Raw genomic sequence first — 12739 nt, forward strand, 5'->3', positions numbered from 1 at the left:
GTGCATGGCACTGCCGATATAACAAGCATTGGCTTAAAGGAACGGAATCATGAGCATTTTTTCCATCGGCTTGAGTGGGCTTAACGCCGCTCAGAATGCCTTGAACACCACCAGCAACAACATCAGCAACCTCTACACTCCGGGCTATAACCGCGAGCTGACGCTGCTTGGTGAAGGCGGTGGGGCGGGCGGCGTCAAAGTCAACGACGTCCAGCGGCAGTTCAACCAGTACGTGGCCGACCAGCTCAATGCGTCGACCAGCTCGTCCAGCGCGCTCAAGGCTTACCAGGGCCAGGTCAGCCAGATCGACAACCTGCTTGCCGACCGCGACGCTGGCCTGGCGCCGCTGATGCAGAAATTCTTTTCGGCCATGGAAGACCTGGCCGGGTCGCCGTCCGACCCCGCCGCCCGTCAAGGCGTGTTGGGCGCGGCCGATACCCTGAGTGCCCAGTTCCGCTCCTTTGACCGTTATCTGGACGACATGCAGCAGGGCGTCAACGGCCAGATCCGGGACGAAGTCACCCAGATCAACAACCTCACCGACCAGATCGCCGGCTTGAACAAAGAGATCGCCCTGGCTCGCGCGCGTACCGGCCAGGCCCCCAACAGCCTGCTCAACCAGCGCGACGAGGCGATTGCCGATCTCAGCAAGCGCATGGATGTGCGCGTCAATATCCAGGACGGCAAGACCTACAATATCTCGCTGCCCAATGGGCAACCGCTGGTGTCGGGCACCAATCAGTTCGACCTCGAGGCCATCGAGTCGGCCAATGACCCGCAGCGCATGGTACTTGGCTACCGCGACGGCAACGGCAGCGTCTCCCAGCTCAACGAGGGGGCGGTGGCCGGCGGCACACTCGGCGGGCTGATGACCTTCCGTGCCGAGACCCTCGACAAGACCCAGAACCAGATCGGCCAACTGGCGGTATCGCTGGCGGCGGGCTTCAACGAACAGCATCGCCTGGGCCAGGACCTCAACGGTGACCAGGGCGAGGATTTCTTCAGTATCGGCCAGCCTCAGGCCTACCGTAATGAGCGTAACAACAGCGCCGTCGAGATTGCTGAGACGCGCTTTGGCGATCTCGACGACTTACGTGCTACCGACTACACCGTGCGGGTCACGGATGGTGGTGCGCCGGCCTTCGAAGTGGTGCGCAAGGACAATGGTCGAGTGGTCGACCATGCCTTTGATCCAGGTACCAACGAGCTGAGCTTTGGCGGTGTGGTGATCGGCTTCGACGGCGCTGGCTTCGAGAACGGCGACCGCTTCGAGGTGCAACCGGTACGCCGTGCCGGCGCCAGCATGGAGACCCAGATCAGCGACCTCGACAAGATCGCCGCGGCAAGCTTTGTCGAGACGGATGGCGACATGCCGATCAGCGGACTTAGTGCCGCCGAGGGCGTCTTTGACGAAGGGGGGGCTCCTTATACGCTGGAGGTTATCGACACCGCTGGGGTCTTCAGCATTGAGATAACGGCGGCAGATAATACTGTCACCACACTTGATCCGGTCACTGCTGGAGAAGAGATCACCATCGACGGTGTCACCTTTACTCTCGGCGATATCGAGGAAGGCCAGACCCTGACCCTTGGTGCCGCGCCTCCCGGCACCGGTAATAACCGCAATGCCCTGGCCATGCAGGGGTTGCAGGATGTCTCGCTGGTGGGCGGTACCTCGAGCGTCAGCCAGGCCTACGGCTCCATGGTCAGCGACGTGGGTAACCGCACCAATATCGTACAGGTCAACCTCGACGCTCAGCAGGGCCTAACCGACCAGCTGCGCGCCGTGCAGCAGTCCGAGTCCGGGGTCAACCTCGACGAAGAGGCTGCCAACTTGATGCGCTATCAGCAGTATTACCAGGCCAATGCACGGGTCATCGACATCGGCTCGTCGCTGCTGGATACCATTCTAGGCCTGCGTGCCTGATTCGTTTAGGAGTTAACCGCAATGCGCGTCAGCACCGTGACCATGTTCGAGCAGAGCGTCTCGAGCATGAACCGCCAGCAGAATGATTTCATGAAAGTTGGCCAGCAGATCGCCTCCGGGCGGCGCGTGGTCAACCCCTCGGACGACCCCCAGGCCGCCTCGCGGGCGGTGGGCGTTGCCCAGTCCAAGGCGGTTACCCAACAGCATATGGATGCCCGGGTCAGCGCACGTAACTCGCTGTCCCAGGAGGAGAGCATCCTCAACAGTGTCAGCGATGCCATCGCCAGCGCCAAGACGCTGATGATCCAGGCCTCCAGCGATACCCTCAGTGACGTCGACCGCGAGTCCATCGCCAGCGAGCTGCGTGGCATCTACGAAACGGTGATCGGCCAGGCCAACGCCACCGACGGCAACGGCCGCTACCTGTTCGGCGGTTACCAGGACAACAGCCCGCCCTACGTGCGTGAGGCGGATGGCTCGGTAAGCTATGTCGGCGACGACAACGTTCGCGAACAGCGCATCGACTCCTCGCGACTGATGCCCGTCACCGACAATGGCAACAAGATATTTGCCAGCGTGCCCAGCGGCGCTAAGTACATTACCGAGATGGGCGACAATCAGGGCAGTGTGATCGTAGGCGGACCCACGGTGGTGGATTCGTCAGATCCAGGTTATGGGCAGCAGTACCGCATCGAATTCAGTGGGGATGGCGAGGATGCCACCTATACGGTGGAAACCTTCGATACCGCCACGCAGCAGTGGGTGGCACTCGATCCCGCTGGGGACTATCAGGACGTTGACTACGTCGCTGGCGAGCAGATCCGCTTTGGCGGCCTGAGCCTGACCCTGGACGGCACAGCGGCCGACGGCGATAGCTTTACCCTGGGCCGTGCCACGGAGATGGAGCCCAACCTGTTCAAGACCTTCGAGAACGCCCTGGCGGTCCTCGAACAGCCCGCCGAGACGCCTCAGCAGAAGGCCGCGCTGCGTAACACCCTCAATACCTCGATGCGCGAGCTCGACAACAGCCTCGACAACGTCCTCACCGTGCGCGCCTCGGTGGGCGCACGCCTCAACGAGATCGACGTGGTCGACTCGGTGGGCGGTAACCGCATGCTCAACTACGAGCAGACCCTCTCCGATCTGGTCGACCTCGACTACGCCGAAGCCATCTCCGAATACAGCCTGCGTCAGGTCGGCCTGCAGGCCGCGCAGAGGGCCTTCGTCGACATCCAGGGGATGTCGCTGTTCGATCGTCTCTGAGTGGTATGTGCTGCTCTCTTCACCGCTGCCTCGGCAGCGGTTTTTTTCAGGTCACCACCCTTAGACACTGCCCAGCGTGGTAGAGCGTGAAGCCACTTTCGTAGGCGGCGCTTCTCAGCCTGCGCGCGCTAACTGGCGCGTGGCGCTTGAGCGGCAGCGGCAGCAGGGTGTCGTCGCCATGGGCTATATAGTGGGCGAAGCCTTTGCCAACCACGCTACCGGTGGTCAGTCCGCGGCCGTTGTAGCCACTGGCGGCGAGAATCCCCGGTTGTGGTTCGAACAGGCGCAGGGTGTGATCGGGGGTGAAGCCGATGCGCCCGGTCCAGGAGGTTTGCCACTCGACCTTGCCGAGGTCGGGGAAGTAGCAGCGCTGGATGCGATTGGCCCACTGCTCGAGGTACGCCTGCGGGCGACCTTCGCCCTGGCCGAGGCTGCCGAGGATCAGGCGGCCCTGATCGTCACGGCGCATGCTGCTCAGCACCATGCGGGTGTCCCAGGCGCCCTGGCGCTGGGGCAGGATGCGCTCTGCGGCGTCGCTCTCCAGTGGCTGCGAGGCGACCTGAAAGAAGTGGCCGGGAAAGTAATGTCGCTTGACCGCATTCCACTCATCGCAAGTATAGGCGTTGGTGGCCAGCACCACCCGGTCAGCAGTCACCGCGCCTCGCGCGGTGGACACCCGCCAGCGCTCGCCGTCGCGTGCGATGCCGTCGGCAGCGCTGTGAGTGAACAGGCGCGCGCCCTGCTCGACGGCGGCACGTGCCAGGCCGTGGGTATAGGCGGCCGGGTTGAGTGTGCCAGCGCGTTCATCGAGCAGGGCGGCCCGGATCCTGCTGGTTCCGGTAAGCGCCTGGCACGCCTCACCTTCGACCAGGCTGACCGGCGCGCCGCGTGAGATCAGCTGGGCGTGGCGCCGAGCCAGCTCGTTACGGCCCTTGGCGCTATGGCCCAAGTGTAGGGTGCCGGTACGCGTCGCACTGCAGTCGATGGCGTAGCGCTCGATGATATCGAACACCGCCGCCGGTGCCTCGCCCAGTATTCGATTGACGCGCTCGCCATCGGTCTCGCCCAGTGCCTCGACGATATCGTCGGGTGGAATCCACAGCCCGGCGTTGACCAGGCCGACATTGCGACCCGAACCGCCGCTGGCCACCGACTCACCAGCCTCGAGCAGCACGCTGTCGACGCCCAGCTCGGCAAGATGCAGGGCGGTGCTCAGGCCGGTGATGCCGGCTCCCACGATGCATACCCGGGTCTCGATGGGCCCTTCCAGCGCCGGCGTTGGCGGTGCTGTTTCGCGGGCAGTGGTCTCCCACAGGCAGCGTGTTTGCATATCCGCGTCTCCTTGCGCACCCGACCCTGCGGCGCGCCTACCTGTTTCCCCATCAGTCAGGCGAGGGCGTATGAGGTCAGTCGAACTTGATCCCCTGCGCCAGCGGCAGTTCGCGGGAGTAGTTGACGGTGTTGGTCTGGCGACGCATATAGCTCTTCCACACGTCGGAGCCCGACTCGCGGCCGCCGCCGGTCTCCTTCTCGCCGCCGAAGGCACCGCCGATTTCGGCACCGCTGGGGCCGATATTGACATTGGCGATGCCGCAGTCGCTGCCCACATCCGAGACGAAGCTCTCCGCCTCGCGCACGTCAGTGGTGAAGATGCACGACGACAGCCCCTGGGGCACGTCGTTGTTGAGGGCAATGGCCTCATCCAGCTCGCGATAGCTCATCACGTAGAGAATCGGCGCGAAGGTCTCGTGCCTGACCAGCTCGTCCTGGGCGTCGACCTCGACGATGGCCGGCGATACGTAGTAGCCGTTGGCGTACTGCTCGGCTAGCTGGCGCTCGCCGCCAAATACCTTGGCCCCCTGGTCGCGGGCCTTGGCCAGCACGCCCTGCATGGCATCGAAGGCCTGCTGATCGATCAGCGGCCCGACCAACTGGCCCTCCAGCGGATTGCCGATCGAGACCCCGGCATAGGCCTTCTTGAGCCGCGTTATCACTTCAGCCTTGATCGACTCGTGGACGATCAGCCGGCGCAGGGTGGTGCAGCGCTGCCCGGCGGTGCCCACCGCAGAGAACAAGATGGCACGGGTGGCCATGTCGAGGTCGGCACTGGGGGCCAGGATCATGGCGTTGTTGCCGCCCAGCTCTAGGATGCTGCGACCGAAGCGTGCGGCGACCCGCGGGCCCACCTCGCGGCCCATGCGCGTACTGCCGGTGGCGCTGACCAGTGCCACCCGGGCATCGTCGACCAGCTGCTCGCCGGTCTCGCGCTCGCCGATGATCACCTGACTGAGCTGCGCCGGGGCATCGTCGCCGAAGGCGGCCATGGCGCGTTCGAGCAGCGCCTGGCAGGCCAGGGCAGTGAGCGGGGTCTTCTCCGAGGGCTTCCACAGCAGGCTGTTGCCACACACCAGCGCCAGGGCGGCGTTCCAGGCCCAGGGCGCCACCGGGAAATTGAACGCGGTGATCAGCCCCACCGGCCCCAGCGGATGCCAACTCTCGCGCATATGGTGGCCGGGGCGCTCGGAGGCGATGGTCAGGCCGAACAACTGGCGCGACTGGCCCACGGCGAGATCGCAGATGTCGATCATCTCCTGAACTTCGCCGAGCCCCTCCTGGAGGATCTTGCCGCACTCCCAGGTCACCAGCGCGCCGAGGTCCTGCTTGTGGGTGCGCAGCTGCTCGCCGAACAGTCGCACTAGCTCGCCGCGGCGTGGGGCCGGCACCTCGCGCCAGGCGAGAAAGGCGACCTCGGCCGCCGCGATCTGCGCCTCGACCTCGCTGGCGGAGGCCGAGTGTACGCGGCCAATGACGCTGCCATCGATGGGCGTGGTGACGGCCAGGTTGCCGTTGCGGTAGGCATCGGGGCTGACGCCGAGGCGCTGCATGATATCGTCGATCATTCTTGCTCCTATCATTGTCGTTTAGTGCAAAAGCGTGAATCGAGTATCACCAGCATGGTTAGGCGCCAGCAAACGATGTTTAATATACATATCATTCCCTAATTTCATGACCTGTGGAGGCCCAATGAATCGCCGCCACCTTCCTTCCCTGGCCGGTCTGCAGTGTTTCGAGGCCGCTGCCCGGCATCTCAGCTTTACCCGCGCCGCCGCCGAGCTGAGTCTTACCCAGAGTGCGGTGAGCAAGCAGGTGGCCCAGCTCGAGTCGGTACTCGAGCATCCGCTGTTCCGACGCATCCGCCGCCGCTTGCATCTCACGCCGGAGGGCGCCGTCTACCTCAGCGAGGCGCGCAAGATCCTCGCCCAGGTCGAGATGTCGACGCGCTACATGCAGTCCTATGGGGGTGAGAGCGATGTGCTCAACGTTGCCACCTTGCCGACCTTCGGTGCGCGCTGGTTGATCCCGCGGCTCAACGGCTTCCGCTTTCGCTACCCGCAGATCAACCTCAACATCAGCAATCGGGTCGAGCCCTTCGACCTGCAGCAGGAGCGCATCGACGTGGCGTTCTTCTTCGGTCACGGCGCCTGGCCGCGCGCCGAATGCGTCAAGCTGCTCGATGAAGAGATGGTGGCGGTGTGCTCGCCTCAGGCGCTGCAGCACGTCACGATCGACCAGCCGCTGGATATGACCCAACTGGTGCTGCTGCAGAGCGCCACGCGGCCCGAGGCCTGGCACGACTGGTTCGAGGCCCAGCAGCAGTACACCGAGCACAGCTATCACGGGCCGCGCTTCGATACGTTCTACATGGCCTTGCGTGCCGCCCAGGCGGGGTGTGGCGTGGCACTGGTACCACGCTTCTTGGCCGAAGAGGAGCTCCAGGAGGGCAAGCTGGTGATGCCCTGGCCGTTTGCCCTGACGAGTCGCGATAGCTACTACATGGCGTATCCCGAGCATATGGCCGAGCTCTACAAGGTGCGCTCGTTCATCGACTGGATCGGCGAGCGCATCGCGGCGCCAGCGGCTATGCCGGCAGCGTGCTGAGGATATGCTCGACGAAGCGTCTCACCTTGGCCAGTTCGCCGAGGTGTTCGGGGTAGACGAGGTAGTAGGCGCTGGCACTGAGCAGGCGGTGGGGGGCGGCGACGGCGAGGTGCCCGCTGTCGAGCTCCTCGGCGACCGTGAAGCGTGGCACCAGCGCCACGCCGCCGCCAGCCATGGCGGTGCGCACTAGCATCGGAAAGGTCTCGAAACGGGTGCCGTGGTAGCTGCGGTCGGTGCCGATGTGCTGCTCGGCGAACCACCGGTGCCAGGCATCCGGGCGGGTCGAGAGGTGCAGCAGCGGTAGCTCGCCGAGGTCGCTGGCCGAGACCGGCGCCCGGGCTGACAGCAGCGCCGGGGCGGCCACGGCGACCATCTCCTCGTCGGCGAGCTTGTGGCACTCCAGGTCGGGCCAACTGCCGTGGCCGTAGAAGAACGCCACGTCGATGTTCTGCCGTTCGAGGTCGAAGTCCTCGACGCGGTCGTGGAACTCCAGGCTGATGCGTGGGTTGGCGGCCAGGAACGCCGGCAACCGGTCGGCCAGCCAGCGCGTGCCGAAGCTCGGCAGGGTCGCGACCTTAAGCACCTCGCTATTGCCGCTGTAGGTCATGATGGCATGGGTCGACATCTCGATCTGCGCCAGCACCTTGCGTACGTCGCTGAGGTATATCGCGCCCTCCGGCGTCAACACCAGGCTGCGCCGCACACGGCGAAACAGCTTGTGCTGCAGGTGCGCCTCGAGCTGGGCTACCTGCTTGCTCACCGCGCTCTGGGTCAGGTTCAGTGCCTCGGCGGCGCGGGTAAAGCTCTTGTGCCGCGCGGCGGCCTCGAAGCACTGCATGGCGGTGGTCGAGGGTAAGTTTCGTGACATTTCGCTGAGCATTCCATGACGGCATGTGTGAGGCAATTTTAGCCATTAAAACGCACTGTTTCGGCAGTTTTTCGTTTACCCATGATAATACGGAATGCATAGCGCGCTTTTTTTCGTTTGAGGCGTGGGGCGGGCTCTGCTCTGATAGCGGTACTACTGGATATCGCAGCTGGAGGATGGACAACGCATGGAGCTTCCCTTTGTCAGCGAGTCGATGGGCGTGGTGCATCCCATCTGTGTGGAGCGGGGGCGCAATGCCGAGGTGTGGGACGAGCAGGGGCGGCGCTATATCGACTTCGTCGGAGGCATCGGCGTGCTCAACCTCGGGCACTGCCATCCGGCGATCGTCGAGGCGGCCAGCGCCCAGCTCGGCCGCCTGACCCACTCGGCGTTCAACGCCGTCCCGCACCGCGGCTATCTCGATGTGGTCGCCGCGCTGCAGGACTTCGTGCCGGTCAGCTATCCGCTGAGTGTCATGCTCACCAACAGCGGCGCCGAGGCCACCGAGAACGCCCTCAAGGTGGCGCGCGGCCACACCGGTCGCCAGGCGGTGATCGCCTTCGACGACGCTTTTCACGGCCGCACCCTGGCGGCGCTCAACCTCAACGGCAAGGTGGCACCCTACAAGCGCCGGCTCGGCGCGCTGCCAGGCCCGGTCTACCACCTGCCGTTCCCCAGCGGCGACGGTGGCGTCAGTGCCGAGCAGGGCCTGGCGGCGCTGGCGCGGCTATTCGAGGTCGAGGTACCGGCGGATGAAGTGGCCGCCATCGTGGTCGAGCCGGTGCAGGGCGAAGGCGGCTTTCGCCTGCTCGACCGCACCTTCGCCGAGCAGCTACGCGAGGTCTGCGACCGCCACGGCATGGTGCTGATCATCGACGAGATCCAGTCCGGCTTCGGGCGCAGCGGCACGCGCTTCGCCTTTTCGCACCTGGGCATCGAGCCCGACCTGCTGCTGATGGGCAAGAGCATCGCCGGTGGCCTGCCGCTGGCCGCGGTGGCCGGGCGCGAGGCGATCATGAACGCCCTGCCCAAGGGCGGGCTGGGCGGCACCTACTCCGGCAACCCGGCGGCCTGTGCCGCGGCCAAGGCGGTGATGCAGATCATGACCGAGTCGCGCCTGGGCGAGTGGGGCGCGCGGATCGAGCAGACCATCGTCGCTGCCCACCGGCGCTGGCAGGCCAGCGACCGCTTGCCGATGCTGGGCGAGCTGACCGGCATCGGCGCCATGCGCGGCATCGTCTTCCACGATACCGCCGCCGCCAGCGGTAGCCAACACCTGGCCACGTTGCTGACCACGGCCCGCGAGCAGGGCCTGCTGCTGATGCCCAGCGGACGCCACAAGAACGTCCTGCGGCTGCTGATGCCGTTGACTATCGAAGCCGAGCGACTCGATGAGGGCCTGGCGATTCTCGAGCGCGCCCTCGACTCGCTCGAGGCCTGACACGTAACCGCTATGCTGAGTAATACCGGCCACAGGAGGCCCAGATGAGTAATTGGATAGCCACAGACGAGATTCGCGGCAACTTCGCCAAGGCGATGTCGGAGATGTACCGCCACGAGGTGCCGCAGTACGGCACCCTGCTGGCGTTGGTCGAGGAGGTCAACCGCGAGACGCTGGCGGCGAACCCCGCGTTGCATGTCGACCTGCTCGACGCCGACGAGCTGGCGCGGCTCGACGTCGAGCGCCACGGTGCGATTCGCGTTGGCACGCCGGCGGAACTGGCCATGCTGCGCCGCCTGTTCGCGGTGATGGGCATGCACCCGGTGGGTTACTACGACCTCTCCGAGGCCGGGGTGCCGGTGCACTCCACGGCGTTTCGCCCGGTGGATGACGCCGCGCTCAAGCGCAACCCGTTCCGCGTGTTTACCTCGCTACTGCGCCTGGAGCTGATCGAGAACGCCGAACTGCGCCAGCGCGCCGCCGAGATCCTCGCCGCCCGCGACATCTTCACCCCCGGCGCGCGGGAGCTGGTCGCCACCGCCGAGCGCCAGGGTGGGCTCGACGCGGCCCAGGCCGAGCGCTTCGTGGCCGAGGCGCTGGAGACCTTTCGCTGGCACCGCGAAGCCACCGTCGACCTGGTTACCTACCGCGCTCTGAGCGACGAGCACCGCCTGATCGCCGATGTGGTGTGCTTTCGCGGCCCGCACATCAACCACCTCACCCCGCGCACCCTGGACATTGACGCAGTGCAGCGGCGCATGCCAGAGGCCGGCATCGTCCCCAAGGCGATCATCGAAGGCCCGCCGCGCCGCGCCTGCCCGATCCTGCTGCGCCAGACCAGCTTCAAGGCGCTGGAGGAGCCGATCCGCTTCGCTGGCGACCAGCAGGGCCACCATACCGCGCGCTTCGGCGAGATCGAGCAGCGCGGCGTGGCGCTGACCCGCAAGGGCCGCGCGCTCTACGATCGTCTGTTGACAGCCGCGCGGGAGAGCGGCGCGGACGCTGACAACGCCAGCCACCAAGCGCAGCTCAGCGAGGTGTTTGCCGACTTCCCCGACGACCTCGCCACGCTACGCCGCGAGGGGCTGGCGTTCTTCCACTACCGTGCCGTGCCCGGCACGACGGCTGAAACGGGAGGCGCTGAAAGCGACGTGGAGGCGCTGATTGCACGCGGTGCGTTGAGCGCTACGCCGATGACCTATGAAGACTTCCTGCCGGTGAGTGCTGCGGGGATCTTCCAGTCCAACCTCGGCGAGGCCGTGCGTGATGGCTATAGCCATTCCAGCCACTCGAGCCAGGCGCAGTTAGAAGAGGCGCTGGGGGTGAAGGTCATCGACGAGATCGCCCTCTACGAGCGGCGCCAGCAGATGTCGTTGGAGCAGGCACTGGCGGCACTCGCCTAAGCCCGGGGTTCTGCAGGCGGGTATCAGCTCAGCGGCGCCAGCGTCTCGAGTAGATGTTGCAGGAACGCCAGGCTGTCACTGAACAGCCGCTGCAGGAAGCGGGCGAAGTCGGTCATCAGCACCATCAGCAGGAATATGCCCACGGTCAGCGAGGTGGGGAAGCCGATATTGAATACCGTGAGCTGTGGCGCCGAGCGGTTGAGGATGCCCAGTGAGAGGTTGATGATCAGCAGCGAGCCGACCAGCGGCAGTGCCAACAGCATGCCTGAGACGAAGATGGTGCCGCCGAAGCGCACCAGCATCTCGAAGGCGCCGGCGTTGAAGCTGCCGATGCCGATCGGCAGGGTGACGAAGGTCGAGGCGAGGATCTCGATCACGATCAGGTGGCCGTTGAAGGCCAGGAACATCAGCAGGGTGATCATGTATAGCACCCGCGACAGGATCATGGTGTTGGTGCCGCTGCCGGCATCGAAGAAGGTGGCGAAGGCCAGGCCCATCTGCAGGCCGATGAACTCGCCGGCCGCCTGCACTACCGCAAACATCACCTGCATGGTCAGCCCGATGGCAACGCCGATCAGCATCTGCTCGACCATGATGCCAAGGCTCGCCCAGGAGATGAGCGGTGCATCGGGCAGTTCCGGCAGGCTGGGGCCAATCACGACCGTGAGCAGCACCGCCAGGCCGATCTTGGCCTGATTGGGTACCGATGAGTGGCCCATCAGCGGTGCGGCCATCATGAACGCGGTGATGCGCACGAAGGGCCACAGAAACAGCATCAGCCAGGTCTGCAGCTGGGCGAAGGTAACCTCGACCATGGGCGGGCGTCGTCAGCTCAACATCAGCGGGATGTTGGTGAACAGCTCGCGGGTGAAGTCGGTGATCAATTTGAGCAGCCAGGGGCCGGCGAACACCAGCACCGTGAACACACCGAGGATCTTGGGGATGAACGACAGTGTCATCTCGTTGATCTGGGTGGCGGCCTGGAACAGGCTGACGGTCAGGCCCGTGAGCAGGGCGGTGATGAGCAGGGGGGCGGCCAGGAACAGCGTAATCCGCATGCCCTGATAGGCCATGCTCATGACGACCTCGGGTGTCATGGTTTACTCCTTGCGCGGCGCTGGGGCGCCCCGCTGATGGTGGCGATGGTCATAGATAGAAGCTCTCGGCCAGCGAGCCGATGATCAGCTGCCAGCCGTCGACGAGCACGAACAGCATCAGCTTGAACGGCAGCGAGATGGTTGCCGGTGGCACCATCATCATGCCCAGCGACATCAGCACGCTGGCCACCACCAGGTCGATGATCAGAAACGGGATGAAGATGGTGAAGCCGATCTGGAAGGCGGTCTTCAGCTCACTGGTGACGAAGGCCGGCATCAGCACGCGCATAGGCAAATCTTCCGGTCCCTGCATTTCGCCGACGTCGGCCAGGCGTACGAACAGTGCCAGGTCCGGCTCGCGGGTCTGGGCCAGCATGAACTCGCGAAACGGCTGGCTGGCCACCAGCAGGAACTCGTCGAAGTTCATGTCGTCGGCGGAGAGCGGCAGCCAGGCATTTTCATAGACCTGGGCGAACACTGGCGACATCACGAAGAAGGTCAGGAACAGCGCCAGGCCGAGCAGCACCTGGTTGGGCGGCGCCGATTGGGTGCCCATGGCGGTGCGCAGCAGACTGAGCACGATGATGATACGGGTGAAGCCGGTCATCATCAGCAGCAGCGCCGGCAGGAAGGCCATCGAGCTGAGCAGCAGCAGGGTCTGCAGATGCATCGACCACTGCTGGCCGCCGTCCTCGGTGGGCTGGCTGGTGATGCCGGGGAGGGTGGCCTGGGCGAAGGCGGTGCTCGGCAGCCACCACACCAGCAGGGCGAGCAGCAGGACAAGTGCAAGGCGCCGCATCG

At 65.1% G+C, this 12739-nt stretch carries 11 protein-coding genes; 5 read left to right on the forward strand and 6 right to left on the reverse strand.

What is annotated here, in order from left to right; genetic code table 11:
* Positions 1 to 49 precede the first annotated feature (49 nt).
* Entirely contained in the window at positions 50 to 1927 is a 1878-nt protein-coding gene (flgK, locus tag CK498_RS01340) for a flagellar hook-associated protein FlgK (protein ID WP_095619059.1), read from the forward strand.
* Positions 1928 to 1948: 21 nt separating this feature from the next.
* Positions 1949 to 3190: a flagellar hook-associated protein FlgL gene (flgL, locus tag CK498_RS01345; RefSeq protein WP_095619060.1), complete on the forward strand. Its 1242-nt coding sequence runs from the start codon at positions 1949 to 1951 to the stop codon at positions 3188 to 3190.
* Between the two features lie 46 nt (positions 3191 to 3236).
* On the opposite strand, the gene amaA is transcribed toward flgL, so the two are convergent.
* The gene (gene amaA, locus CK498_RS01350; protein ID WP_095619061.1) at positions 3237 to 4520 is read right to left on the reverse strand and encodes an L-pipecolate oxidase; all 1284 of its coding nucleotides are present in this window, start codon (positions 4518 to 4520) and stop codon (positions 3237 to 3239) included.
* Between the two features lie 76 nt (positions 4521 to 4596).
* A complete protein-coding gene (gene amaB / locus CK498_RS01355; RefSeq protein WP_095619062.1) occupies positions 4597 to 6090 on the reverse strand; it encodes an L-piperidine-6-carboxylate dehydrogenase in 1494 nt (497 codons plus the stop codon).
* Between the two features lie 124 nt (positions 6091 to 6214).
* On the opposite strand from amaB, the gene gcvA reads away from it, so the two are divergent.
* Positions 6215 to 7129, forward strand: a complete 915-nt coding sequence (gene gcvA, locus CK498_RS01360; RefSeq protein ID WP_095619063.1) for a transcriptional regulator GcvA — start codon at positions 6215 to 6217, stop codon at positions 7127 to 7129.
* On the opposite strand, the gene CK498_RS01365 is transcribed toward gcvA, so the two are convergent.
* Positions 7110 to 7997 (reverse strand): LysR substrate-binding domain-containing protein, encoded by an 888-nt coding sequence (locus CK498_RS01365; protein ID WP_095619064.1) that lies wholly within the window; start codon positions 7995 to 7997, stop codon positions 7110 to 7112. The genes gcvA and CK498_RS01365 overlap by 20 nt on opposite strands.
* Positions 7998 to 8184: 187 nt before the next feature.
* On the opposite strand from CK498_RS01365, the gene CK498_RS01370 reads away from it, so the two are divergent.
* On the forward strand, positions 8185 to 9438 hold the full coding sequence (locus CK498_RS01370; protein WP_095619065.1) for a 2-aminoadipate transaminase: 1254 nt from the start codon (positions 8185 to 8187) through the stop codon (positions 9436 to 9438).
* A 44-nt stretch (positions 9439 to 9482) separates the two neighbouring features.
* On the forward strand, positions 9483 to 10841 hold the full coding sequence (gene hglS / locus CK498_RS01375; RefSeq protein WP_095619066.1) for a 2-oxoadipate dioxygenase/decarboxylase HglS: 1359 nt from the start codon (positions 9483 to 9485) through the stop codon (positions 10839 to 10841).
* A gap of 23 nt (positions 10842 to 10864) precedes the next feature.
* Here the strand turns inward: hglS and fliR are convergent, their stop codons facing one another.
* Genes fliR through fliP form a run of 3 tightly spaced genes read right to left on the reverse strand, consistent with a single transcriptional unit; the run spans position 10865 to position 12737 of the window.
* Complete coding sequence (fliR, locus tag CK498_RS01380; RefSeq protein ID WP_095619067.1) at positions 10865 to 11656, reverse strand: flagellar biosynthetic protein FliR; 792 nt, start codon at positions 11654 to 11656, stop codon at positions 10865 to 10867.
* Positions 11657 to 11668: 12 nt separating this feature from the next.
* Positions 11669 to 11938 (reverse strand): flagellar biosynthesis protein FliQ, encoded by a 270-nt coding sequence (gene fliQ, locus CK498_RS01385; RefSeq protein WP_095619068.1) that lies wholly within the window; start codon positions 11936 to 11938, stop codon positions 11669 to 11671.
* Between the two features lie 49 nt (positions 11939 to 11987).
* Positions 11988 to 12737 (reverse strand): flagellar type III secretion system pore protein FliP, encoded by a 750-nt coding sequence (gene fliP / locus CK498_RS01390; protein ID WP_095619559.1) that lies wholly within the window; start codon positions 12735 to 12737, stop codon positions 11988 to 11990.
* Between the last annotated feature and the right edge of the window lie 2 nt (positions 12738 to 12739).

This window comes from Halomonas salipaludis (assembly GCF_002286975.1).
GTDB classification, from domain to species: Bacteria; Pseudomonadota; Gammaproteobacteria; order Pseudomonadales; family Halomonadaceae; genus Franzmannia; species Franzmannia salipaludis.

Bases quoted from the DNA above. Each gene is read 5' to 3' on its own strand.
- flgK (WP_095619059.1), top strand. From the start codon at position 50: ATGAGCATTTTTTCCATCGGCTTGAGTGGGCTTAACGCCGCTCAGAAT.
- flgL (WP_095619060.1), top strand. From the start codon at position 1,949: ATGCGCGTCAGCACCGTGACCATGTTCGAGCAGAGCGTCTCGAGCATG.
- amaA (WP_095619061.1), bottom strand. From the start codon at position 4,520: ATGCAAACACGCTGCCTGTGGGAGACCACTGCCCGCGAAACAGCACCG.
- amaB (WP_095619062.1), bottom strand. From the start codon at position 6,090: ATGATCGACGATATCATGCAGCGCCTCGGCGTCAGCCCCGATGCCTAC.
- gcvA (WP_095619063.1), top strand. From the start codon at position 6,215: ATGAATCGCCGCCACCTTCCTTCCCTGGCCGGTCTGCAGTGTTTCGAG.
- CK498_RS01365 (WP_095619064.1), bottom strand. From the start codon at position 7,997: ATGTCACGAAACTTACCCTCGACCACCGCCATGCAGTGCTTCGAGGCC.
- CK498_RS01370 (WP_095619065.1), top strand. From the start codon at position 8,185: ATGGAGCTTCCCTTTGTCAGCGAGTCGATGGGCGTGGTGCATCCCATC.
- hglS (WP_095619066.1), top strand. From the start codon at position 9,483: ATGAGTAATTGGATAGCCACAGACGAGATTCGCGGCAACTTCGCCAAG.
- fliR (WP_095619067.1), bottom strand. From the start codon at position 11,656: ATGGTCGAGGTTACCTTCGCCCAGCTGCAGACCTGGCTGATGCTGTTT.
- fliQ (WP_095619068.1), bottom strand. From the start codon at position 11,938: ATGACACCCGAGGTCGTCATGAGCATGGCCTATCAGGGCATGCGGATT.
- fliP (WP_095619559.1), bottom strand. From the start codon at position 12,737: ATGCGGCGCCTTGCACTTGTCCTGCTGCTCGCCCTGCTGGTGTGGTGG.